Genomic DNA, 21,852 nt, shown 5'->3' on the forward strand with positions numbered 1-21,852 from the left:
CGGCGACCTCGCAGATTCTCGCTATTTATGAAAATTTTCAGGCATTTGCCGTTTCCGTTCTTCTTCTCGCTAATTCATTGTTTTAACTGTAAACACCCCCTGAAAAGAAAGGAAATGATAAGCCTTAAAAACGGCTAAATAGCCAGAGGGTGTTTCCTTTCTCTGTTTTTGTGTATGGAGTGAGCTATGGAGGTCAACAAAAAGCGTCTTTCTGAAATATTTGGGGTCAGCGTGCGAACCATTCAGAACTGGCAGGATCAGGGAATGCCTGTAGCACGTGGCGGTGGAAAAGGTAATGAGGTCCTCTATGAATCTTCCGCGGCTATCGAATGGTATTCCGCACGCGACGCGGCGATTGAGAATGAGAAATTACGGAAGGAGGTGGAAGACCTTCGTCTTGCATCGGAATCCGACCTTCAGCCTGGTACGATTGACTATGAGCGTCACCGCCTCACCCGAGCGCAGGCAGATGCCCAGGAACTAAAAAATGCAAAAGATTCCGCTGAGGTGGTGGAAACCGCATTCTGCACGTTCGTGCTGTCGCGGATGGCCGGAGAAGTAGCCAGCATTCTTGATGGAGTTCCTCTGTCGGTTCAGCGGCGCTTCCCGGAGCTGGAAAACCGACATATTGATTTCCTCAAGAAGGACATCATTAAAGCCATGAACAAAGCAGCTGCGCTGGATGAAATAATACCGGGGTTGCTGAGTGAATATATCGAACAGTCAGGTTAAGGGGCTGCAGCACTCTGCGCGCGCGGGTCTACTTTCGCTGTACCGACCTGAGCCGCAAACGGCGGTTGAATGGGCAGACGATAATTACTATCTCCCCAAAGAGTCGGCCTACCAGGAAGGGCGCTGGGAAACGTTGCCGTTTCAACGCGCGATCATGAATGCGATGGGTAACGATTACATACGTGAGGTCAACGTTGTTAAGTCTGCCCGTGTTGGCTATTCAAAAATGTTGCTGGGTGTTTATGCGTATTTTATTCAGCACAAACAGCGAAATTCCCTTATCTGGCTGCCTACTGATGGTGACGCCGAAAACTTTATGAAGTCGCATGTTGAGCCGACGATTCGCGATATTCCGTCACTTCTGGCGCTGGCCCCCTGGTATGGAAAAAAGCACCGGGACAATACGCTCAGTATGAAACGCTTCTCCAACGGTCGCGGGTTCTGGTGTCTGGGTGGTAAAGCGGCGAAAAACTATCGTGAGAAATCGGTCGATGTCGCCGGTTACGATGAACTGGCGGCATTCGATGAAGATATTGAGAAAGAGGGATCCCCGACGTTCCTGGGTGATAAACGTATTGAGGGGTCTGTCTGGCCCAAATCTATTCGCGGCTCAACGCCAAAAACAAAGGGGACCTGCCAGATTGAGCGTGCTGCCAGCGAGTCCGGGCATTTCATGCGTTTTCATGTTGCCTGTCCGCACTGTGGTGAAGAGCAGTACCTTAAATTCGGCGACAAAGAGACCCCGTTCGGGCTGAAATGGACACCGGGCGAACCCTCCAGCGTCTTTTACCTGTGTGAACATAATGCCTGCGTCATTAAGCAGCAGGAGCTGGATTTCACTGAAGCTCGTTACATCTGCGACACCACCGGGATCTGGACGCGCGACGGTTTATCCTGGTTTTCATCAACAGGCACCGAAATCGACCCGCCAGACAGCGTGACGTTTCACATCTGGACGGCATACAGCCCGTTTACCACCTGGGTTCAGATCGTTAAAGACTGGCTAAAAACGAAAGGGGATACAGGAAAGCGTAAAACCTTCGTGAACACCACTCTGGGCGAAACATGGGAGCCTAAAATTGGTGAACGGCCTGACGCGGAGCTCATGGCCGAACGCAAAGAGTTCTTCGGGGCATCCGTACCGGAGCGTGTTGCTTATCTGACAGCCGGGATCGACTCCCAACTGGATCGATATGAAATGCGCGTCTGGGGATGGGGGCCCGGTGAGGAAAGCTGGCTGATTGACCGGCAGATCATTATGGGCCGTCATGATGATGAAGCGACCCTCGTCAGGGTGGACGAGGCGATTAACAAAACCTATCTCCGAAAGAATGGCGTGGAAATGTCGGTATCCCGTATCTGCTGGGATATCGGCGGTATTGACCCCACCATTGTCTACAATCGCTCAAAAAAGCATGGTCTGTTTCGCGTGATCCCAATTAAAGGGGCTTCCGTTTACGGCAAGCCTGTGGCGAATATGCCGCGCAAACGCAACAAGAACGGCGTTTATCTGACGGAAGTGGGGACTGATACCGCAAAGGAGCAGATTTATAACCGCTTCACACTTCAGCCGGAAGGGAGTGATCCTCTTGCCGGTGCCGTGCATTTCCCCAATAACCCCGAAATTTACGATCTGGCTGAGGCACAGCAGCTTACTGCTGAGGAGCAGGTTGAAAAATGGGTGGACGGGCGTAAGAAAATCGTCTGGGACAGCAAAAAGCGACGAAATGAGGCGCTGGACTGCTTCGTGTACGCGCTGGCTGCCCTGCGGATCAGTATTTCGCGATGGCAACTGAATCTTGATTCACTGCTCGCGAGCCTACTGGAGGAAGAGGGGAACCGGACCAATAACAAAACCCTGGCTGATTATGCCAGGGCATTATCTGGAGATGAATAATGGCGACACAGACTGATCTGGATGCCGCCCGCGCTGCGTTGCACGATCTCATGATGGGAAAGCGGGTGGCAACGGTGCAAAAAGACGGCCGGCGGGTTGAGTTTACCGCGACCTCCGTCAGTGACCTGAAAAAATACATTGCCGAACTTGAGTCACAGGTTGGCACCACTCCACGACGCCGGGGACCGGCAGGATTTTACGCATGAAAACACCTGCTTTGTTAGGACCGGACGGTAAAACCGCTCTGCGGGATTATGCCGGATACCATGGCGGTGCTGGTGGCTTTGGCGGTCAGCTCCGCGCCTGGAACCCACCGAGTGAAAGCGCAGATGCTGCGTTATTGCCTAATTTTTCCCGTGGTAACGCGCGCGCTGACGACCTGGTCCGCAATAACGGCTATGCGGCAAACGCGGTACAGCTCCATCAGGATCACATTGTCGGGTCATTTTTCCGGCTCAGTTATCGCCCCAGCTGGCGTTTTCTGGGCATTGGAGAGGAAGAGGCCCGGGCGTTCTCCCGTGAAGTTGAGGCGGCCTGGAAAGAATTTGCGGAGGACGATTGCTGCTGCATTGATGCGGAACGTAAGCGTACATTCACCATGATGATCCGCGAGGGTGTTTCCATGCATGCGTTTAACGGTGAGTTATGTGCACAGGCCACCTGGGACAGTGATTCCACGCGTCTTTTCCGCACACAGTTCAAGATGGTGAGCCCAAAACGCATCAGCAACCCCAATAATGCCGGAGACACGCGAAACTGTCGGGCAGGTGTCAGAACAAATGACAGTGGCGCCGCGCTGGGATATTACGTCAGCGAGGATGGCTATCCGGGGTGGATGGCGCAGAAGTGGACCTACATCCCGCGTGAACTGCCCGGCGGCCGGCCTTCCTTTATCCACGTATTTGAACCCCTGGAAGATGGGCAGACACGCGGTGCTAACGTGTTTTACAGCGTCATGGAGCAAATGAAAATGCTCGATACACTGCAAAATACGCAGCTCCAGAGTGCGATTGTCAAGGCGATGTATGCCGCTACGATTGAAAGTGAGCTGGATACGCAAACTGCGATGGACTTTATTCTCGGCTCAGACAGTAAAGAGCAGCAAAGCAAGATGACCGGCTGGCTGGGGGAGATGGCCTCGTACTATACCGCGGCGCCGGTTCGTCTCGGGGGCGCGAAGGTGCCGCATCTGATGCCGGGCGACTCCCTGAATCTTCAGTCAGCGCAGGACACTGACAACGGCTATTCGACGTTTGAACAATCTCTGCTGCGCTACATTGCTGCAGGGCTGGGGGTGTCGTATGAGCAACTCTCTCGCAACTATTCGCAGATGAGTTATTCCACCGCCCGCGCCAGTGCTAACGAGTCCTGGGCGTACTTTATGGGGCGTCGCAAATTTGTTGCCTCCCGCCAGGCCTGTCAGATGTTTTTATGCTGGCTGGAAGAGGCCATTGTCCGCCGCGTGGTGACATTACCGTCTAAAGCCCGATTCAGTTTTCAGGAGGCGAGAAGCGCCTGGGGAAATGCAGACTGGATCGGCTCCGGTAGAATGGCCATTGACGGTCTGAAGGAGGTGCAGGAGGCTGTCATGCTCATTGAGGCGGGGCTGAGCACCTATGAGAAGGAATGCGCCAAACGCGGGGAAGATTATCAGGAAATCTTTGCCCAGCAGGTTCGCGAAACGATGGAGCGCCGCGCAGCGGGACTTAAACCGCCAGCGTGGGCGGCTTCGGCCTTTGAGTCTGGACTGAAAAAATCGAATGAGGAGGGGACCGATGACGCCAGAGCTGCGTAATCTCCCGCACATTGCCAGTATGGCCTTCAATGAGCCACTTTTACTTGAACCCGCCTATGCGCGGGTTTTCTTTTGCGCGCTCGCTGGTCAGTTAGGTATCACCCGTCTGACCGACACCGTGTCGGGCGTTACGCTTGGCGCAGAGCAGATGGCTGAACCGCTGGCACTCTTTGGTGATGATGAGGACATGGGGCCAAAGCCGGCGCGAAGCTACCAGGTCACTGATGGTATCGCGGTGCTGCCGGTTTCCGGGACGCTGGTCAGTAAAACCCGCTCACTCCAGCCGTATTCGGGGATGACGGGGTACAACGGCATCATCGCCCGCCTCCAGCAGGCAATCAGCGATCCGGGTGTAGACGGCATTCTTCTGGATATGGATACGCCAGGTGGAATGGTGGCGGGTGCCTTTGACTGTGCGGACATCATCGCCCGCATGCGGGATATCAAACCCATATGGGCGTTAGCCAACGATATGAACTGCAGCGCTGGCCAGCTGATTGCCAGTGCGGCATCGCGTCGGCTTGTGACGCAGACGGCCAGAACGGGATCCATCGGGGTCATGATGGCCCACAGCAATTACGGCGCTGCCCTTAAAACCAGCGGCGTTGAGGTCACGCTGATTTACAGCGGCGATCACAAGGTGGACGGGAACCCCTACGAGAAATTACCCAAAGAGGTACGTGCAGATTTTCAGGCGCGTATCGACGCTACCCGGCAGATGTTCGCTGAAAAGGTGGCAGGTTATACCGGCATGTCGGTTCAGGCCGTTCTTGATACTGAAGCAGCTGTGTTTTCAGGCCAGGAATCAGTAGACAACGGCCTGGCGGAGCAGCTGGTCAACAACATGGATGCGCTGAACGTTATGCGCGATGCAATTAATAAACGAACGATGATTTCCCGAGGAGGAAGCATGAAAGGTACTACTGCATCCGCAGATACCACTCAACCAGCAGCATCTGCTGACCAGACCGTGACCACCGTTGACGCGCCTGCTGTGGTCGTTACTGACCCTGCCGCGGGCGCAACTGTTGATATCAGCAGCCAGGTGGCAGCGGCGGTCGCAGCCGAAAACGGTCGCATTATGGGGATCCTGAACTGTGAAGAGGCGAAAGGGCGTGAATCACAGGCGCGTGCGCTGGCAGAAACGCCGGGAATGACCGTGGAAAGTGCCCAGCGCATTCTTGCCGCAGCACCTCAGAGTGCTCTGGCGCGCACGGATACTGCGCTGGATCGTCTGATGGAAACAGCACCCGGCACCGTCACGGCAGGTAACGCTTCTGCTGAGGCGGGTGACGATTTGTTAAATACGCCTGTTTAAGAGGTCAACATGTCTAACACTGAACAATTTACGCACAATCAGCCCCTCGGGAACAGTGATCCGGCGCATACCGGTTATGCACCCGGTGAACTGACGAAAGCAGTACCGGCGATGACGCCCCTGATGCTGGATGCCACTTCCGGCAAGCTGACCGTCTGGGATGGCCAGCATGCTGGGGCTGCCTGTGGCATTCTGGCTGTTTCCTCGGACCAGAGCAGCACTGAGCTGGCATTCTATAAGTCCGGCTCTTTCCGTATTGAAGATGTGCTCTGGCCGGATGCGGTGACAGATGAACACATCAAACGCAACGCATTCGCAGGTACAGCCATCAGTATCGTCTGACATCCGACTTAACACTAACCATCATCCACAGAAGCCGCCTTCGCGGCTTTTTTTTACGGGAAACATCTATGTCAATTTACACAACTGCCCAACTGCTGGCGGTCAATGAGAAGAAATTCAAATTCGATCCGCTTTTCCTGCGTATTTTCTTCCGTGAAAGCTACCCCTTCAGCACCGAGAAGGTGTATCTGTCGCAAATTCCGGGCATGGTCAACATGGCGCTGTACGTCTCTCCTGTTATTTCCGGCAAGGTTATCCGCTCCCGTGGTGGCGCAACATCAGAGTTTACGCCGGGTTACGTCAAGCCCAAGCACGAGGTAAACCCGCAGATGACGCTGCGCCGCCTGCCGGATGAAGACCCGCAAAATCTGGCTGACCCGGCCTACCGCCGCCGTCGCATAATCCTGCAGAACATGAAGGATGAAGAACTGGCGATTGCTCAGGTGGAAGAGAAACAGGCTGTGGCTGCTGTTCTCAACGGTAAATACACCATGACCGGCGAAGCGTTTGAACCGGTTGAGGTGGATATGGGACGCAGTGCCGGAAACAACATCATCCAGGCAGGTGCTGCGGCCTGGAGCACCCGCGACAAAGAAACCTATGACCCTACTGACGATATTGAAACCTATGCGCTGAACGCCAGCGGCGTGGTCAATATTATCGTCTTTGATCCGAAGGGCTGGGCGTTGTTCCGTTCATTCAAAGCGGTAAAAGAGAAGCTCGACACCCGTCGCGGTTCTAACTCTGAACTGGAAACGGCGCTGAAAGATCTGGGGGAAGCGGTCTCCTACAAGGGAATGTATGGCGATGTGGCCATCGTCGTTTACTCCGGGCAATACATTGAAGACGACACCAAAAAGAACTACCTGCCGGATTTGAGCATGGTGCTGGGTAATACCCAGGCGCGCGGTTTGCGCACCTACGGCTGCATTCAGGATGTTGATGCCCAGCGTGAAGGCATTAACGCTTCCACGCGTTATCCGAAAAACTGGGTACAGACAGGCGATCCGGCGCGTGAGTTCACCATGATCCAGTCTGCACCACTGATGCTGCTGGCTGACCCGGATGCGTTCGTGTCTGTCAAACTCGCCTGATGTCCATTCTGTGGCCCTGCGGGGCCCTGTTCCGGAGTTGTTCTTATGACAGAAAAAGAAAAGTTGATTGCGCGGCTTAATGAGCTTGGCGCGCAGCTTGGTCGGGAAGTGAATACCAGTGGCACCATTCAGGAGCTCTCTATGCGCATTGCGGAGCTGGAGGAAGAACTGGATGAAGGCACGGATACCGATAGTGTTGAAAATGGTGGCGTGAGTGATGGTAGTGCATCCACCGGCGCCGTAGACCCCGTGCCGCCAGTGGATACTGTATTAAGCGGTAGAACAGATGACGCGCTGACGGCAGTCGAAACGCTGGTCACGCTGCACATTGAGGCGCTGCACGCGACCCGCGATGAACGGGTATCTATTGTGGAGGCGGGGACCGTGATCCGCGTGACAGAAGCGGATGCGGACAGCCTGGTTGCACTTGGGCTGGTCCGCAAGCACTAACAGGGGGCTGTGTGGCTGATTTCGATAACCTTTTTGATGCTGCAATAACACAGGCCGATGACACTATTCGGCAGGTTATGGGGACTTCTGCAACAGTAACGTCCGGCGCTATTTCTGGCGTCACGTTGAGTGGTGTTTTCGATGATCCGGAAAATATCGGTTACGCCACACCCGGCATCCGTGTCGAGGGGACCAGCCCGTCGCTGTTTGTGAAATCAGCAACGATTGTGCAGCTGGCGCGGCTGGATACGCTGGATATTAACGGAAAACCTTTCTGGGTTGATCGTATTGGTCCTGATGACTGCGGATCCTGCCATGTCTGGCTCGGTACGGGTTCTCCTCCCACAGCAACCCGACGCCGTTAAGGGGAAACTATGTCTTTAAAAGGGCTTGAACAGGCTATAGCAAACCTGAACAGCATCAGCAATACGGCGGTTCCGCGTGCCTCAGCGCAGGCTGTTAACCGTGTCGCCACCCGGGCAGTCAGTAGAAGCGTTGCCGTTGTCTCGAAAGATACGCGGGTGCCACGCAAGCTGGTAAAACAACGCGCCAGGATAAAACGCGCCACGGCGAAAAAGCCGATGGCAATGATTCGCGTGAACCGGGGCAACCTGCCCGCGATAAAGCTCGGTACCGCCAGCGTACGGTTATCCCGCAGAAAACGGGACAAAAAAGGGGCCAATAGTGTGTTGCGTATTGGCCCTTTTCGTTTCCCTGGTGGTTTTATTCAACAACTGAAGAATGGCCGATGGCATGTGATGCGACGGACATCCAGACCCCGCTACCCGATTGAAGTGGTCAGCATTCCACTGGCAGCGCCACTGACGACCGCATTTAAAGATGAGCTGCCGAAGCTCATGGAATCGGATATGCCCAAAGAACTTCGGGCATCCCTTAAAAACCAACTCAGGCTGATTCTGAAACGATGAAACACACTGATATTAGAAAGGCCATTATTGATGCGCTGGAGAGCCATATTGGTAAAGACGCACTCTATTTTGACGGACGTCCAGCGGTACTGGAGGAGGGGGATTTTCCGGCGGTCGCTGTCTTCCTGACGGATGCCGGGTATACCGGCGAAGAACTGGATGCTGATATCTGGCAGGCCACGCTGCATATCGAAATCTTTTTACCGGCGCAGGTACCCGATTCCGAGCTCGATGACTGGATGGAGTCACGTATTTATCCGGTGCTTGGCAATGTGCCAGGACTTTCTCTGCTGATCAATAACATGGTGCAGCAGGGGTATGACTACCAGCGCGATGACGATCTTGGGCTGTGGAGTTCGGCTGATCTGAAATATTCCATTACTTACGAAATGTGAGGACGTAATGACTACACCAAACCCACTGGCGCCGGTAAAGGGTGCCACCACCACGCTCTGGATTTATTCCGGATCGGGTAACCCCTTCGCCAACCCATTATCGGATGTTGACTGGACGCGCCTGGCAAAGATTAAAGACCTGCAGCCCGGTGAACTGACTGCCGAATCAAACGACGACACCTATCTGGACGACGAAGATGCCGACTGGACTGCTACCGCGCAGGGGCAGAAATCGGCGGGGGAGGCCAGTTTTACGCTGGCCTGGAAACCTGCCGAGAGCGGGCAGCAGGATCTGGTTCGCTGGTTTGATGACGGTACCGTGCTGGCGTACAAAATCAAATACCCGAATGGCGCCATCGATGTGTTCCGTGGCTGGGTAAGCAGCCTGGGTAAAACGGTGACGGCAAAAGACACCATTACCCGTTCTGTCAAAATCAGCAACAACGGCAAACCAGGTCTTGCTGAAGACAGCGCTGCTGCAGCGATTGCCGTAACCGGCGTCAGCCTGGATAAATCGACCACCACCGTTGCGGTTGCTGCCACCACCACGCTGAATGTCACCGTGGCGCCAGCCAGCGCAAGCGATCCATCTTTCCGGGCCACCACCACGGATGCAGGTAAAGCCACAGTGACTGTCGCCGGTACGGTTCTGACAGTAACCGGCATTGCCGCCGGAACCGCCGACATTATCGTGATGACCAACGACGGGCTTTTTGTCGCGACCTGTAAAGTCACCGTTTCCTGACTTCCGGGGCTGTGGCCCCGCTTTCTGGAGTAACCCATGTTTTTAAAAAGTGAGCCGTTCGAACGCAACGGTAAGACCGTCACGCTCTACGAACTGTCGGCGCTGCAGCGTATTGAGCATCTTGAACACCTGAAGACGCTGGAAAGTATCACCGATGCCGACATGCAGGCGGCGATGGATATGACGATTAAATCCGGCGCACTGCTGGTGGCCATGTCTTTATGGCATGGACATCCCCTGAAAGGGACGCACAAAACACCGAAAGAAGACGTTGAGCAGATCCAGAATGAAGTGCTGATGACCTGGCCGCTGGAGATTGTTTCCGCTGCAGAGTACAGCGTGAAGCTGTTATCCGGCATGGTTCCGCTGCAGGAAGCGAATGATCCAGAGGATATCGCTGTGACTGATCTGGTCAGTCTGGAAAAGTCCTCGCCAGCGAGCTGACATTCGTCCTGAAACTGGCGCGTGAATTTCGCCGCCCGGACTGGCGCGCCATGCTTGCTGGTATGTCGTCAACGGAATACGCCGACTGGCGAACGTTCTACCAGGACAATTTTTTTAATGATGCGCAACTGGATGCACATTTTTCCTCGCTGATGCATATCGTCATTACCGCGCTTGACCCCAAAACCACATCAACCCCTGCCAGCTTCAGCCTGCTTTCACCTTCTGCGGAGGATATTGCCGATGATGAACCTGGTGACGCTGTGCTGATGGCAAAGGCCGAGGGCATTTCAGGAGGTGTTCGCTATGGCCCAGACGGCAGTGGGTGACCTGGTCGTTAACCTTGACGTTAATTCGTCAAAGTTCAACGAGCAGATGGAGTACGTAAAAAGGCAGTTTAAGCAGACGGGTGACGCAGCGAATGACTCTGCTCTGAAGGTGCAGCAGTCATTTACCCGCCAGGAGAGCGCGGCGAAGAAGGCCGGTATTTCAGTCGGCCAGTACAACGCGGCGATGCGTATGCTGCCTGCGCAGTTTACGGATATCGCCACTCAGCTGGCCGGAGGGCAGAGTCCGTGGCTTATCCTGCTGCAGCAGGGCGGTCAGGTGAAAGACTCCTTCGGCGGTATTATTCCGACCTTTCGGGCGCTGCTGGGCACCATATCGCCGGTGATGGTAGGCGTTGGCGCGCTGGCTGCCGCCACTGGCGCGGTGGTTTACGCCTGGTATCAGGGCTCGTCCACGCTGTCTGATTTCAACAAAACGCTGGTCCTGTCCGGTAACACTGCCGGGCTGACCTCAAACCGCATGCTGGTGCTGGCGAAATCCGGCGAGCAGGCGGGACTCACGTTTAACCAGACCAGCAGCGCGCTGATGGAGCTGGTCAACGCCGGAGTGCGTGCCGGTGCCCGGTTCGATGAGATGAGTCAGGCGGTAGCGAAGTTCACCGATGCGTCGGGCGTGCCGGTCGACAAGGTGGCAGCGGCATTTGGCAAACTGACGAATGATCCGACTTCAGGCCTTATTGCTATGGCGCAACAGTTCCACAACGTTACCGCGGAACAGATTGCTTATGTGGCGCAACTGCAGCGTGCCGGGGATGAGGCCGGGGCTCTACAGGCAGCTAATGATGCGGCGACGAACGGTTTTCGCGAACAGACAAAGAGCCTGCGCGACAATATGGGGTCGATTGAGACTGCTGCCGACAGCCTGAAGCGTGCCTTTAAATCGATGTGGGATGCGGCGCTCGATATTGGGCGGCCTGACACCACGCAGGAGATGGTTGCCAAAGCGGAAGCGGCCTTTAAGCGGGCGGATGAAATCTGGAATCTGCGTAAAGGTGATGGTTATGTCAATGATGATGCGCGCGCCAGCTACTGGAACGATCGGGAGTCTGCCCGCCTTGCACTGGAAATGGCTCAGCAGCAGGCCAGTGTGGCAAAGGCAACTGAGGATAACGCCGCCCGCGAGGCAGTGATTGAATCTGACCGCCAGAAGTATGCCGCGCAGGCGCAGGCTGCATATTCAAAGACCGAATCAGCTTTGGATAAATTTACGGCAAAACAGAAAGAATATAATCAGGCCATCAAAGACGGACGTATCCTCCAGGCTGATTACAACATTCTGATGGCAGCCGCTAAGAAGGAATACGACGACTCGCTGAAGAAGCCTAAAAAACCGTCAGCAGTGAAAACGCCAGCAGGCGTGAAAAGTGTCGATACTGCCAGCGCGCAGACGCTGGAGCTGGAGGCGCAGTTACGCACTCTGCAGGAGCATAAGAGCATCACTGATACCATCAGCCAGCAGCGGCAGGAATTGTGGAAACAACAATCCCGCTTTTCGGTGCTGGAAGAGGCCGCCAAAAAGCGCGCGCTGACCGCCGATGAAAAATCGGTGCTGGCGAACAAAGACGAGGTACTGGCGCGGGCCGAAGTGAATGCCCGGCTGGGCGATCAGATTGTTGCCCAAGAACGGTTAAACCGCCTGCAGGACAGCTCGCAGAAGTACGTTACCCAGATTGGGGAGAAGACCCGAGCGCTGGTGGCCGGTGGCAGCATGAGTAGCCGCGGCGCGCAGCGGCAAAACGAAGAGGCACAGCTGCGGCAGGGCTGGATGAATGCCGGTGGTACGGACACCGATCAGGGTTATCAGAACGAACTGGATGCACTGAAGAAATATTATGCCGCACAGGACGAGCTCCGCGGCAACTGGCAGGCTGGGGCGAAATCAGCGTGGGCTGACTATGCCGATTCAGCAGCTGATGCCTATGGTTCGATGAAGTCCGCTGCTTCAGCCACATTCGATGGTATCAGCCAGAATATGGCCGATATGCTGACGACAGGGAAAGCAAACTGGGCAGATTTCACCCGTTCCACGTTGTCGATGCTGACGCAGATCCTGATGAAGCAGGCCATGGCTGGCCTGGTCAGTTCTGCCACGTCAGCGCTGGGTTTTGCTGGCGGTGGTTATACCGGATCCGGCGGCAAGTATGAGCCAGCAGGTGTGGTGCACCGTGGCGAGTTTGTCTTTACGCAGGAGGCCACCAACCGAATAGGTGTCGGCAACCTTTATCGCATGATGCGTGGTTATGCGACTGGTGGTCTGGTCGGCGTGAGTGGCGGTGGCGTTGCTTCTCCTTTTGGCGTCAGCGTGTATGCGCCGGTTTCGGTGACAACAGGCCAGGGGGATTCCGGTCAACAGAAAGGAAGCGGCGATGCGCTGGGGAAAGCCTATCAGCAGGTGATCAACAGCTCAATCAGGGAAGGTATCACCAGAGAAGTCCGGCCCGGTGGCATCATCTGGAATGCAACAAAACAGAGGTAAGTAATGGCGATCGAGCATTTTGCATGGCGGATTAAAGCATCCAGCCAGCCGACCCTGAAAAGTAAGGATACCGTCCGTACGGCGCAGTTTGGTGATGGCTATAAGCAGGTGTCAGGTGCCGGGATGAATGATGAAACGCTCAGTTATGAGTTTTCATTTACCGGCGAACCGCAAACCGTCCGGGATATTTATGCTTTCCTGCGGCGCCATAAGACGAAATCCTTTTCGTTTACCCCGCCAGGCGGTGATCTTGCGCTGTGGCGTGTTGAGGCAGACAGCCTGCAGCGCGTCACCAAAAGTAAAACGGTGGAAACCGTATCAGCCACCTTTGAACAGGCGTTTGCACCATGAGCTTAAACAGTGATTATCAGAAACTTGAGCCGGGCAATGTTGTCCGGCTTTTTGATGTCGATGGCACCGCATTTGGTGTTTCCGACGTTCTCCGCTTCCACGCCCACAACATTGCCCACACTCCCGATGAAATTGCCGCTGCTGGTGGAGATGAAAATAAGCTACCGGCGAAATCAATCTGGTGGCAGGGGCAGGAATATAAAGCCTGGCCCTGCCAGATCGAGGGTATTGAGACGGCGACCGACGGGACCAGCGCGCAGCCGACGCTGTCGGTAGCTAACCTGGATAGTTCCATTACGGCGCTGTGTCTTACTTATGATGACCTGCTGCAGGCAAAGGTCACGATTCATGACACGCTGGCGCAGTATCTGGATGCGAAAAACTATCCGGAGGGAAACCCGTCAGCGGATCCGCAGCAGGAAAAGCTGAAGGTGTTTTACATTGACGCCAAGAGCACTGAAACCAACGAGGTGGTGGCGTTTACGTTGTCCAGTCCAATGGACCTGCAGGGGCTGATGATCCCGACGCGCCAGCTACATTCGCTTTGTACCTGGTGTATCCGTAACAAATATCGCTCAGGTGATGGATGTGACTATGCCGGAACGCGTTATTTCGACAAGCACAACAACCCGGTTAACGATCCGTCACTCGATGAATGTCCCGGTACGCTCACTGCGTGCAAGTTGAGGCATGGCGAGGGGAACGAGTTGCCGTTCGGTGGCTTCCCTGGCACATCCCTGATCAGGAGCTGATATGCGTCAGAAAATTATCGACGCCATTATGGCGCATGCTGCTGCTGAATATCCGCGTGAATGCTGCGGCGTAGTGGTGCAAAAAAGCAGGGTGCAGCGGTACATTCCCTGCCGTAATCTGGCAACCGATCCGACAGAGCATTTCCACCTGTCGCCGAAAGATTATGCCGCTGCCGAAGACTGGGGCACAGTGATAGCCATTGTCCACAGCCACCCGGATGCCACGACGCAGGCGAGTGAACTGGATAAGGCACAGTGTGACGCTACGTTACTTCCCTGGCATATCGTCAGCTGGCCGGAAGGGGATTTACGCACCATTCAGCCGCGCGGCGAGTTACCGCTGCTGGAACGTCCGTTCGTGCTCGGCCATTTCGATTGCTGGGGGCTGGTGATGAGCTACTTCCGGCAAACGCATGGCATTGAGTTGACGGATTACCGCGTCGATTATCCCTGGTGGGAAGACAGTTATCCCGAAAACTTCTACCACGATTGCTGGTATGAATGCGGATTCCGTGAATTCAGTGGCGTACCGCAGCCAGGTGATATGGTTATCATGCAGGTCCAGGCTAATAAGTGGAACCATGCAGGGATCCTGCTGGAAGGCAATATGCTACTCCACCATCTTTATGGCCATTTGAGTCAGCGTGTGCCTTATGGCGGCTACTGGCAGGAACGGACGATGAAGGTTCTACGGTATAAATCTCTGTGCTAACCTTTATGGACGTTTACTCAGGGAATGGAATATGAACAAAATACTTTTAGTCTTGTCTATTGCGTTATTGTCTGGATGTTCAACTGAGGTGGTTCCTCCAAGTAAAGCAAAACTTGCTCCGGCAAATCAGCTCTATAAATTTCAAGAGACTAATCCGAATGATGGTGTACTTACTGTTGTGCGTGACAGCGGATTTATCTCTGCAGGCTGTGCAGCAAGTTTGTATATCAACGGTGAGAAAGCCGCAATTTTAAACCAGAAGGAAAAGGCTATTTTTCATCTGCCTCCAGGTGAATGGGCGGTCGGAGCTACATTTGATGGGAAAGGTATGTGTAACTCCGGAATTGAAAGGCAAGAACGCTATATAAATATAAAAACTGATGATAGTAAGACTGTCAGAATATATATAGACAATGATGCCAATGTAGATATAAAACCTACTACAGTGCAATGAAACCACCTCCTGGTGGTTTTTTTATGGAGCGATTATGTCTGAGGTTATGACGCAAATAGAATTAGGTGGTGTTCTTGGGAAAACATTTGGTAAACAACACTATCGATTAGTCGGAAGCACATCCGAAGCAGTAAGCGCCCTATGCTGTACAATTAATGGATTCGAAAAGTTTCTGAATTCAAGTAAGCTGCGTGGTCTTACTTATGCGGTGTTCAAAGGTAAAAAAAATCTGAGTGAATCTGATCTTGGATATCCTGTTTCAGGTGAGGTTATTCGCATTATTCCTGTCGTTATAGGCAGTAAAAAAGCTGGCGTGTTACAAACCATATTGGGAGCAGCTTTAGTTGTAGTTGGTGCTGTAGCAACATATTTTGGGGGCGGCGCTGTTGGCGTGCCTATGATGAAAATTGGTGCGGCAATGGCACTTGGCGGCGTTGTTCAGATGCTCTCACCTCAACCGTCAGGTCTTGCCAGTAAGCAAAGTGCAGATAACCACGCTTCATATGCTTTCGGTGGGGTGACAAATACTGCCGCACAAGGTTATCCGGTCCCGCTGCTTTATGGTCGCAGACGCATTGGCGGGGCGATCATCTCTGCTGGTATATACGTCGAAGACCAGCAATAACAAAATAATCTTCCTTTCAGGCTACCTTATGGTGGCTTTTTTTATGGGCGCAATATGGCTACAGTAACCCCGATTAAAGGCCGCAAGGGCGGCAGTTCCAGTTCCCGAACCCCTACCGAACAGCCTGATGATCTGCAATCTGTAGCGAAGGCCAAAATCCTCGTTGCGCTTGGGGAAGGGGAATTTGCAGGGCAATTAACCGGAAAAAATATCTACCTGGACGGCACGGCGTTGGAAAACTCCGACGGTTCCCAAAACTTTAGCGGTGTGACGTGGGAGTTTCGCGCGGGAACTCAGGCACAAAATTACATTCAGGGCATTCCCGGTACCGAAAACGAAATCAACGTTGGAACTGAAGTATCAAGCGCAACAGCCTGGACGCGTACCTTCACCAACACCCAACTATCAGCCGTTCGCCTGCGACTGAAATGGCCTTCTCTGTTTAAGCAAGAGGACAACGGCGATCTGATAGGGTATTCCATCAATTATGCAATAGACCTGCAAACTGATGGTGGGACTTGGCAAACCGTTCTTAATACCAGCGTAACCGGCAAAACGACGTCTGGTTATGAGCGCAGCCACCGTATTGATTTACCGCAGGCTGGCAGCACCTGGACAATCCGACTGCGTAAGATTACCGCTGACGCAAACAGCGCCAAGATCGGCGACACGATGACGCTGCAAAGCTTCACGGAGGTGATTGATGCCAAGCTGCGCTATCCGAACACCGCGCTGCTGTACATCGAATTCGACTCAAGTCAGTTCAATGGTTCGATTCCACAGATATCCTGTGAACCACGTGGCCGGGTGATCCGAGTGCCTGATAACTATGACCCCGATACGCGGACTTATAGTGGTACATGGCAGGGCGCGTTTAAGTGGGCCTGGACCGATAACCCGGCGTGGATATTTTACGATCTGGTTATTACCGATCGCTTTGGTCTGGGTAATCGCCTGAGTGCAGCCAACATCGATAAATGGACGTTGTACCAGGTATCGCAATATTGCGATCAGCCGGTACCGGATGGAAAGGGTGGAAGCGGGACAGAGCCACGCTATACCTGTAACGTCTATGTTCAGGACAGGAATGACGCTTACACTGTGCTGCGTGACTTTGCGGCTATATTCCGGGGTATGACGTACTGGGGCGGCGATCAGATTGTTGCGCTTGCCGATATGCCGAGAGATGTGGATTACGCTTACACCCGCGCTAACGTTATCGACGGACGCTTTACCTATTCCAGCAGCACGACAAAAACGCGGTATACCACCGCGCTGGTTTCCTGGTCTGATCCGGGTAACGCTTATGCGGATGCGATGGAGCCAGTATTTGAGCAGCCTCTGGTGGCCCGGTACGGATTTAATCAGCTGGAAATGACAGCCATCGGTTGTACCCGTCAATCAGAAGCGAACCGAAAGGGGCGCTGGGGTATTCTCACCAACAATAAGGATCGTGTTGTTTCGTTTGATGTTGGCCTGGACGGAAACATTCCGCAGCCGGGATACATCATCGCCGTGTCAGACGAGCTTCTGTCCGGCAAAGTTATGGGTGGCCGCATCAGTGCTGTTAACGGTCGCGTGATAAAACTTGACCGCGTAGCTGATGCAGCAGCAGGCGATCGCCTTATTATCAATCTTCCCTCCGGTGCGTCACAGAGCAGGACTATTCAGGCGATTAATGGGGAATCAGTCACAGTCACCACGGCATACAGTGAGACACCACAGGCCGAAGCTGTATGGGTGGTTGAGTCAGATGAACTCTACGCCCAGCAGTATCGAGTTGTCAGCGTCTCCGATAATGATGATGGCACTTTCTCTATTACCGGCGCATGGCATGACCCGGATAAATATGCCCGTATCGATACCGGAGCCATCATTGACCAGCGGCCCGTGAGTGTAATCCCGCCTGGTAACCAGTCGCCGCCGGCTAACATTGTGATCAGCTCGTTTTCAGTGGTGCAGCAGAATATCAGCGTCGAAACCATGCGTGTGAGCTGGGACCAGGCGCAGAATGCTATCGCCTACGAGGCACAGTGGCGCCGCAATGATGGTAACTGGGTAAACGTGCCGCGCAGCTCCACCACCTCATTTGATGTATCGGGTATTTATGCAGGGCGCTACCTCGTGCGTGTGCGTGCCATTAATGCCGCTGAAATTTCCTCTGGCTGGGGCTACTCCGAAGAGAAAACGCTGACGGGCAAGGTGGGAAATCCACCGAAACCTGTCGGCTTTGCGACAACGCCGATCAACTGGGGGATTCGCCTGAACTGGGGATTCCCGGCTAACACCGGGGATACGCTGAAAACGGAAATTCAGTACACCGCGAACAGTGATTTCTCTAATCCTCTTTTGCTGTCGGATGTGCCTTATCCGTCAGCCGAATACACCCAACTGGGACTGAAGGCGGGACAGGAGTTCTGGTACCGCGCGCAGCTGGTTGACAGAACGGGTAATGAATCAGGCTGGACCGACTGGGTTCGTGGTGTATCCAACGCGAATGCTGACGACTACCTGGGCGATATTGCTGATGACTTCCTGACGTCTGCAGACGGTGACCGCCTGACAGGCGACATTGATACCAACCTCGAAGCCGCATTGCAGAACGCGCTGGCCAACCATGCAACCGTGGAACATCAGTGGGCGCAGTACGGCGAGGTACGCGCGGATATTCTGGTGGTTAAAACGACCATTGCGCAGGTCGATAAGGCCATGGCTGAAATGTCGACGCAGGTGCAGGCGCAGTTCAATAATGTAACTGCCGCACTGGAGGACAAGCTTACTGCCGTGGTTGATGCTACCGGAGCCTCTGCGATTTACACCCTTAAAACCGGGGTCCGGATTAACGGTGTGATGTATAACGCCGGGATGTCGATTGCAGTGCTGGCCGAAGCGGGTAAACCGGTAGTCACTCGTGTCGGATTTAACGCCAATCAGTTCGTCCTGATGAGTGGCAGCGGTGATACGCAATATTCACCCTTTGCTGTTGTTAATGGTCAGGTTTTTATCAGCGATGCGTTTATTCAGAATGGAAGTATAACAAGCGCCAAAATTGCTAACGCCGCAATCAACAATGCGAAAATCTCAGGTTCTATCTGGTCAGAAGGTTACAAAGTTGCAAATCAGGGGGGGTGGTGTCTTTCTAAAGCCGACAACAATCTTTCCTTTACAGGGCCGGAAGGTCGTTTGTTTGTGCAGATTGGTAAACTAACAGGGGTGGCTCCCAATGTCTGATTTTGGATTTGCTTCATGGGACGCTAACGGCGTCCCGAATAACTATGGCATTAAACCTGTAACCGTGGTGGGCATCATCGATCTTGCTTTAGGTCAGAAAACGGGAAGCTACCAGTTCAACCTCGAGCCCGGTTTAAAGGTCGGTTTTGCGGTTGGTACTCTGGAGGATAAAGGGACAATAAGTTACACAGATAAAAGAAATATTATTGCATCTGGAAACACCATAACAATACAGCCTTCAGGTAGTGATGGGATTAATGATTACCCGGCAGTCAAAGTGCAGTTAATCGTTTTTGCGGAGACTGCGTAGATGGCTAAATATGGCGCATTGATTTCATTACCTAACGGGAACCCTTTTATCACGCCTGATTCCACACCAATGACGCTTTACCGAAAAGTAACGGTAAACTCAACTTTTGGGGGGAGCTTTAATAGTGCTTCGGTGTCAGTGACCATCGACGGTCAGAAGGGGGGAATTGTATTTGCAAGAACCAGCACCCCAGCGAAAATATCAGCTTCAAAAAGTGGCAACACGTTCAGTGTTGATGCGTCTAATTACAGAGGTTCGGCTTTCGTTCTGGAGGCGTATTTTTTTGCCATATATCCGCTTACTCTTCCGGCCTGGGGAGTGGCTATATGGGATACCGAAGGGACATTGGTACTTACGAATGAGTCTCGGGTATTAAGCGACCTTACAACTATAGGCTCACCCGGCGCTGTAACGGGTGGGCTGAACATCGACGCAAACATGTCGGGTAAATGGGCTGTAAATCCGATAGGGCTGGGGTCTGTTCTTCTGCATGCTGGTTCAGCGCCTGGTGGGCAGCCAATCATTCAGCCTGTTGATGTAGGAACGGGTTGCTTCAATGAAGGTGCGGGAACAAGAATAAAAGGACTTTCATCAACATCAGCAAGCGGATCTTCAATCGGTACGACAAATAGCGGTATTGTGATAACGGCGATTAATACAGCGGTATATGATTAAACCGATCGATTTAAACGATCAATTTAAGAATATTGATCTATTAAAACTATTTTTATTATTCGATGCCATTGGTTATTTTTTGTTTAAATAATTAACTCTGGTGTCGAAATGAAAAATATAATTATTCCAGTTATTGCCAGTCTGGTGCTTTCCGCATGTTCAGGACCTGTTCTGGAGAAACAGAAACCTGTTTGTCAGGCTGAGTTAGTGGCTGGTGGACTACCCCAGTCAGTGCAGATTTACGGTGTGCGAAAAATTGCTAATCAGACTGAGTACAGGGCCGGTTATCCCTTTAACTGGCGATGGGTGAATAAAAATAACTTCACCCATTCGAATTGCTCTCAATGAAATACCAAAAATAACCCGCTCCGGCGGGTTTTTTATTATCTGAATTCAGGAGATATCCATGTCAGCAGGAACTTTAACCCTGACGCATAACTCTGATGCGGTCGCTGGCAGCGGGACCGCGTTTACTACTGAGGTGGCGGCCGGAGATTTTATTGTTGTCACTGTCGGTGGTGTTCCTTATACGCTCCCGGTTAAATCAGTGGAAAGCGGTACAGCATTGACGCTGGTAAGTAATTTCACCGGGCCAACACAATCTGGTGCCGCCTGGTCAGCCGTTCCCCGCGTGGCGCTGAATATGGTTACCGCGGCGCTGGTGGCCCAGAGTGCTGAGGCACTTCGCGGACTGAACTACGACAAGCAGAACTGGCAGCAGTTTTTCACTGCTGACGGTGATGTAACCATTAAGCTTCCAGATACCAGTCAGACTACGGGCCCATCTGCGAAAAAGTTGATCAATAGTGTGGCCGATAAAGCAGATAAGGTTGATGGTGTTGTTCCTAAAGAGCAGGGCGGTACCGGACTTTCTCAACCATTTGGCGATAAAGAGGGACAGTTTTGTCAGGGCAGCGATTCGCGCCTGAACACCATAAATGGTAAAACCGGAGGTCAAATTAATAGTGGTGTGAATCTGGCATGGGGAACGGATGGCGTTTTCTCTCACTCTCTGGGGTTTGATGTAATCCCCGGGCAGGAAGCGGCCAGACTCCGTGGGTCACGTGCTGATTTCACCGATGGTACTAATCGTGTGATCCTGAACCTTGATTCCGTTGGGAACAGGCGTACCGTGTTTTACGCTAACGGAGGCATTTTATGCCAGCCCGGTATTTATGGTGGTCCGCAAATGTACTCAACCTTCCTTAATTTCGTTGGCGGGCCTGTAGATTTGTGGGTTGATAATTCGCGAATGGGGGCACTCCAGCTAACAACCACATCCGACAGACATCTTAAAAAAGAAATAAAATATCTCTCGGATAAAAACGTGATGGGTGAGTTGTCCGCATCTGCCACAGCACTGAATGAAGTTATGGAATGGAAGCCCGCGACGTTCAGGTTTAAGAAGCGAGGTATTATTCCTGAGAGCGAAACGAAGCTTGGATTTATCGCAAATGACCTGGTGGTGACGTCCCCGGAGTGTGTGAAGGGAAAAGGTCTGGAAGATGGATATGATGAGAATGATACTACCGACGCATATTCTCTGGATGAGACAGCAATGATTGCCAAACTGACGTTATCAATTCAGGCATTACAGAAACAAATTACTGAACTTCAGAACAGCAGTGTGTGATGCCTTTCTTGTGATATGAATTGCCGCAGTCACGTCGTATGCAAGAACGTAACTGCGGCCGACTGGTTACCTTACAATATAGCGAGTATTGGGTGGTTCCCAGTCGCATCGGATTGTACCTGTGCAATATGACGGTTCAAGGCAT

Annotated in this window: 25 protein-coding genes; all 25 read left to right on the plus strand. The window is 53.0% G+C overall.

The features are described from left to right. Positions 1-186 precede the first annotated feature (186 nt). The 25 genes from SK36_RS03375 to SK36_RS03490 all read left to right on the plus strand — a co-directional run bounded on the left by SK36_RS03375 (position 187) and on the right by SK36_RS03490 (position 21,707). Entirely contained in the window at positions 187-732 is a 546-nt protein-coding gene (locus tag SK36_RS03375) for a terminase small subunit (RefSeq protein WP_000453624.1), read from the plus strand. Next, complete coding sequence (locus SK36_RS03380) at positions 707-2,629, plus strand: phage terminase large subunit family protein (protein ID WP_048220759.1); 1,923 nt, start codon at positions 707-709, stop codon at positions 2,627-2,629. Before SK36_RS03375 ends, SK36_RS03380 begins: the two co-directional genes overlap by 26 nt. Then, positions 2,629-2,835, plus strand: coding sequence for a phage head-tail joining protein (locus tag SK36_RS03385; protein ID WP_003034782.1), 207 nt, complete (start codon positions 2,629-2,631; stop codon positions 2,833-2,835). Before SK36_RS03380 ends, SK36_RS03385 begins: the two co-directional genes overlap by 1 nt. Beyond that, positions 2,832-4,424 carry a phage portal protein gene (locus SK36_RS03390; protein ID WP_003826190.1) on the plus strand — a complete coding sequence of 531 codons (1,593 nt, stop codon included), beginning with the start codon at positions 2,832-2,834 and terminating at the stop codon, positions 4,422-4,424. Before SK36_RS03385 ends, SK36_RS03390 begins: the two co-directional genes overlap by 4 nt. Beyond that, positions 4,405-5,742: a S49 family peptidase gene (locus tag SK36_RS03395; protein WP_048220760.1), complete on the plus strand. Its 1,338-nt coding sequence runs from the start codon at positions 4,405-4,407 to the stop codon at positions 5,740-5,742. The genes SK36_RS03390 and SK36_RS03395 overlap by 20 nt, the downstream gene beginning before the upstream one ends. A gap of 9 nt (positions 5,743-5,751) precedes the next feature. Next, positions 5,752-6,084, plus strand: a complete 333-nt coding sequence (locus SK36_RS03400) for a head decoration protein (protein WP_048216148.1) — start codon at positions 5,752-5,754, stop codon at positions 6,082-6,084. Between the two features lie 68 nt (positions 6,085-6,152). Further along, positions 6,153-7,178 (plus strand): major capsid protein, encoded by a 1,026-nt coding sequence (locus SK36_RS03405; RefSeq protein WP_003034798.1) that lies wholly within the window; start codon positions 6,153-6,155, stop codon positions 7,176-7,178. A gap of 45 nt (positions 7,179-7,223) precedes the next feature. Beyond that, positions 7,224-7,628: a DNA-packaging protein FI gene (gene gpFI / locus SK36_RS03410; protein WP_048220761.1), complete on the plus strand. Its 405-nt coding sequence runs from the start codon at positions 7,224-7,226 to the stop codon at positions 7,626-7,628. Positions 7,629-7,639: 11 nt separating this feature from the next. Next, positions 7,640-7,993, plus strand: a complete 354-nt coding sequence (locus tag SK36_RS03415; RefSeq protein ID WP_048216150.1) for a head-tail joining protein — start codon at positions 7,640-7,642, stop codon at positions 7,991-7,993. A gap of 9 nt (positions 7,994-8,002) precedes the next feature. Continuing rightward, positions 8,003-8,557, plus strand: a complete 555-nt coding sequence (locus SK36_RS03420; RefSeq protein WP_003034808.1) for a phage tail protein — start codon at positions 8,003-8,005, stop codon at positions 8,555-8,557. Next, entirely contained in the window at positions 8,554-8,952 is a 399-nt protein-coding gene (locus SK36_RS03425; RefSeq protein WP_003826202.1) for a phage minor tail U family protein, read from the plus strand. Before SK36_RS03420 ends, SK36_RS03425 begins: the two co-directional genes overlap by 4 nt. A 7-nt stretch (positions 8,953-8,959) precedes the next feature. Further along, on the plus strand, positions 8,960-9,697 hold the full coding sequence (locus tag SK36_RS03430; RefSeq protein WP_048220762.1) for a phage tail tube protein: 738 nt from the start codon (positions 8,960-8,962) through the stop codon (positions 9,695-9,697). Positions 9,698-9,733: 36 nt separating this feature from the next. Then, positions 9,734-10,141: a phage tail assembly chaperone G gene (gene gpG / locus SK36_RS03435; RefSeq protein ID WP_048216153.1), complete on the plus strand. Its 408-nt coding sequence runs from the start codon at positions 9,734-9,736 to the stop codon at positions 10,139-10,141. 50 nt (positions 10,142-10,191) lie between these two features. Beyond that, on the plus strand, positions 10,192-10,470 hold the full coding sequence (locus SK36_RS03440) for a phage tail assembly protein T (RefSeq protein WP_003034817.1): 279 nt from the start codon (positions 10,192-10,194) through the stop codon (positions 10,468-10,470). After that, entirely contained in the window at positions 10,448-12,964 is a 2,517-nt protein-coding gene (locus SK36_RS03445) for a phage tail tape measure protein (RefSeq protein ID WP_048220763.1), read from the plus strand. The genes SK36_RS03440 and SK36_RS03445 overlap by 23 nt, the downstream gene beginning before the upstream one ends. 3 nt (positions 12,965-12,967) lie before the next feature. Continuing rightward, positions 12,968-13,315 (plus strand): phage tail protein, encoded by a 348-nt coding sequence (locus SK36_RS03450; RefSeq protein ID WP_008322439.1) that lies wholly within the window; start codon positions 12,968-12,970, stop codon positions 13,313-13,315. Beyond that, the gene (locus SK36_RS03455) at positions 13,312-14,067 is read left to right on the plus strand and encodes a phage minor tail protein L (RefSeq protein WP_008322438.1); all 756 of its coding nucleotides are present in this window, start codon (positions 13,312-13,314) and stop codon (positions 14,065-14,067) included. Before SK36_RS03450 ends, SK36_RS03455 begins: the two co-directional genes overlap by 4 nt. 1 nt (position 14,068) lies before the next feature. Beyond that, entirely contained in the window at positions 14,069-14,779 is a 711-nt protein-coding gene (locus SK36_RS03460; protein WP_048220764.1) for a C40 family peptidase, read from the plus strand. Between the two features lie 31 nt (positions 14,780-14,810). Beyond that, positions 14,811-15,233: a hypothetical protein gene (locus SK36_RS03465; RefSeq protein ID WP_003826218.1), complete on the plus strand. Its 423-nt coding sequence runs from the start codon at positions 14,811-14,813 to the stop codon at positions 15,231-15,233. A gap of 34 nt (positions 15,234-15,267) precedes the next feature. After that, entirely contained in the window at positions 15,268-15,858 is a 591-nt protein-coding gene (locus tag SK36_RS03470; protein ID WP_048220765.1) for a tail assembly protein, read from the plus strand. Positions 15,859-15,912: 54 nt separating this feature from the next. Further along, the gene (locus tag SK36_RS03475) at positions 15,913-19,089 is read left to right on the plus strand and encodes a TipJ family phage tail tip protein (RefSeq protein ID WP_048220766.1); all 3,177 of its coding nucleotides are present in this window, start codon (positions 15,913-15,915) and stop codon (positions 19,087-19,089) included. Further along, a complete protein-coding gene (locus SK36_RS03480; RefSeq protein ID WP_048220767.1) occupies positions 19,082-19,399 on the plus strand; it encodes a hypothetical protein in 318 nt (105 codons plus the stop codon). Before SK36_RS03475 ends, SK36_RS03480 begins: the two co-directional genes overlap by 8 nt. Next, the gene (locus tag SK36_RS03485) at positions 19,400-20,074 is read left to right on the plus strand and encodes a hypothetical protein (protein WP_048220768.1); all 675 of its coding nucleotides are present in this window, start codon (positions 19,400-19,402) and stop codon (positions 20,072-20,074) included. It begins immediately after the preceding gene. Between the two features lie 108 nt (positions 20,075-20,182). Then, positions 20,183-20,422, plus strand: a complete 240-nt coding sequence (cor, locus tag SK36_RS23310) for a phage exclusion lipoprotein Cor (RefSeq protein WP_071696700.1) — start codon at positions 20,183-20,185, stop codon at positions 20,420-20,422. A gap of 58 nt (positions 20,423-20,480) precedes the next feature. Then, entirely contained in the window at positions 20,481-21,707 is a 1,227-nt protein-coding gene (locus SK36_RS03490; protein WP_048220769.1) for a tail fiber domain-containing protein, read from the plus strand. Positions 21,708-21,852: the final 145 nt, after the last annotated feature.

Source organism: Citrobacter sp. MGH106 (assembly GCF_001037495.1).
In the GTDB taxonomy this organism is placed as follows: domain Bacteria; phylum Pseudomonadota; class Gammaproteobacteria; order Enterobacterales; family Enterobacteriaceae; genus Citrobacter; species Citrobacter murliniae.

Excerpts from the sequence above, each read along its gene's own strand:
- gpFI (WP_048220761.1), top strand. The coding sequence starts at position 7,224 with ATGACAGAAAAAGAAAAGTTGATTGCGCGGCTTAATGAGCTTGGCGCG.
- SK36_RS03445 (WP_048220763.1), top strand. The coding sequence starts at position 10,448 with ATGGCCCAGACGGCAGTGGGTGACCTGGTCGTTAACCTTGACGTTAAT.
- SK36_RS03465 (WP_003826218.1), top strand. The coding sequence starts at position 14,811 with ATGAACAAAATACTTTTAGTCTTGTCTATTGCGTTATTGTCTGGATGT.
- SK36_RS03475 (WP_048220766.1), top strand. The coding sequence starts at position 15,913 with ATGGCTACAGTAACCCCGATTAAAGGCCGCAAGGGCGGCAGTTCCAGT.
- SK36_RS03385 (WP_003034782.1), top strand. The coding sequence starts at position 2,629 with ATGGCGACACAGACTGATCTGGATGCCGCCCGCGCTGCGTTGCACGAT.
- SK36_RS03400 (WP_048216148.1), top strand. The coding sequence starts at position 5,752 with ATGTCTAACACTGAACAATTTACGCACAATCAGCCCCTCGGGAACAGT.
- SK36_RS03420 (WP_003034808.1), top strand. The coding sequence starts at position 8,003 with ATGTCTTTAAAAGGGCTTGAACAGGCTATAGCAAACCTGAACAGCATC.
- SK36_RS03490 (WP_048220769.1), top strand. The coding sequence starts at position 20,481 with ATGTCAGCAGGAACTTTAACCCTGACGCATAACTCTGATGCGGTCGCT.
- SK36_RS03425 (WP_003826202.1), top strand. The coding sequence starts at position 8,554 with ATGAAACACACTGATATTAGAAAGGCCATTATTGATGCGCTGGAGAGC.
- SK36_RS03460 (WP_048220764.1), top strand. The coding sequence starts at position 14,069 with ATGCGTCAGAAAATTATCGACGCCATTATGGCGCATGCTGCTGCTGAA.
- gpG (WP_048216153.1), top strand. The coding sequence starts at position 9,734 with ATGTTTTTAAAAAGTGAGCCGTTCGAACGCAACGGTAAGACCGTCACG.
- SK36_RS03470 (WP_048220765.1), top strand. The coding sequence starts at position 15,268 with ATGTCTGAGGTTATGACGCAAATAGAATTAGGTGGTGTTCTTGGGAAA.
- SK36_RS03375 (WP_000453624.1), top strand. The coding sequence starts at position 187 with ATGGAGGTCAACAAAAAGCGTCTTTCTGAAATATTTGGGGTCAGCGTG.
- SK36_RS03455 (WP_008322438.1), top strand. The coding sequence starts at position 13,312 with ATGAGCTTAAACAGTGATTATCAGAAACTTGAGCCGGGCAATGTTGTC.
- SK36_RS03430 (WP_048220762.1), top strand. The coding sequence starts at position 8,960 with ATGACTACACCAAACCCACTGGCGCCGGTAAAGGGTGCCACCACCACG.
- SK36_RS03485 (WP_048220768.1), top strand. The coding sequence starts at position 19,400 with ATGGCTAAATATGGCGCATTGATTTCATTACCTAACGGGAACCCTTTT.
- cor (WP_071696700.1), top strand. The coding sequence starts at position 20,183 with ATGAAAAATATAATTATTCCAGTTATTGCCAGTCTGGTGCTTTCCGCA.
- SK36_RS03390 (WP_003826190.1), top strand. The coding sequence starts at position 2,832 with ATGAAAACACCTGCTTTGTTAGGACCGGACGGTAAAACCGCTCTGCGG.
- SK36_RS03480 (WP_048220767.1), top strand. The coding sequence starts at position 19,082 with ATGTCTGATTTTGGATTTGCTTCATGGGACGCTAACGGCGTCCCGAAT.
- SK36_RS03440 (WP_003034817.1), top strand. The coding sequence starts at position 10,192 with ATGCTTGCTGGTATGTCGTCAACGGAATACGCCGACTGGCGAACGTTC.
- SK36_RS03395 (WP_048220760.1), top strand. The coding sequence starts at position 4,405 with ATGACGCCAGAGCTGCGTAATCTCCCGCACATTGCCAGTATGGCCTTC.
- SK36_RS03405 (WP_003034798.1), top strand. The coding sequence starts at position 6,153 with ATGTCAATTTACACAACTGCCCAACTGCTGGCGGTCAATGAGAAGAAA.
- SK36_RS03450 (WP_008322439.1), top strand. The coding sequence starts at position 12,968 with ATGGCGATCGAGCATTTTGCATGGCGGATTAAAGCATCCAGCCAGCCG.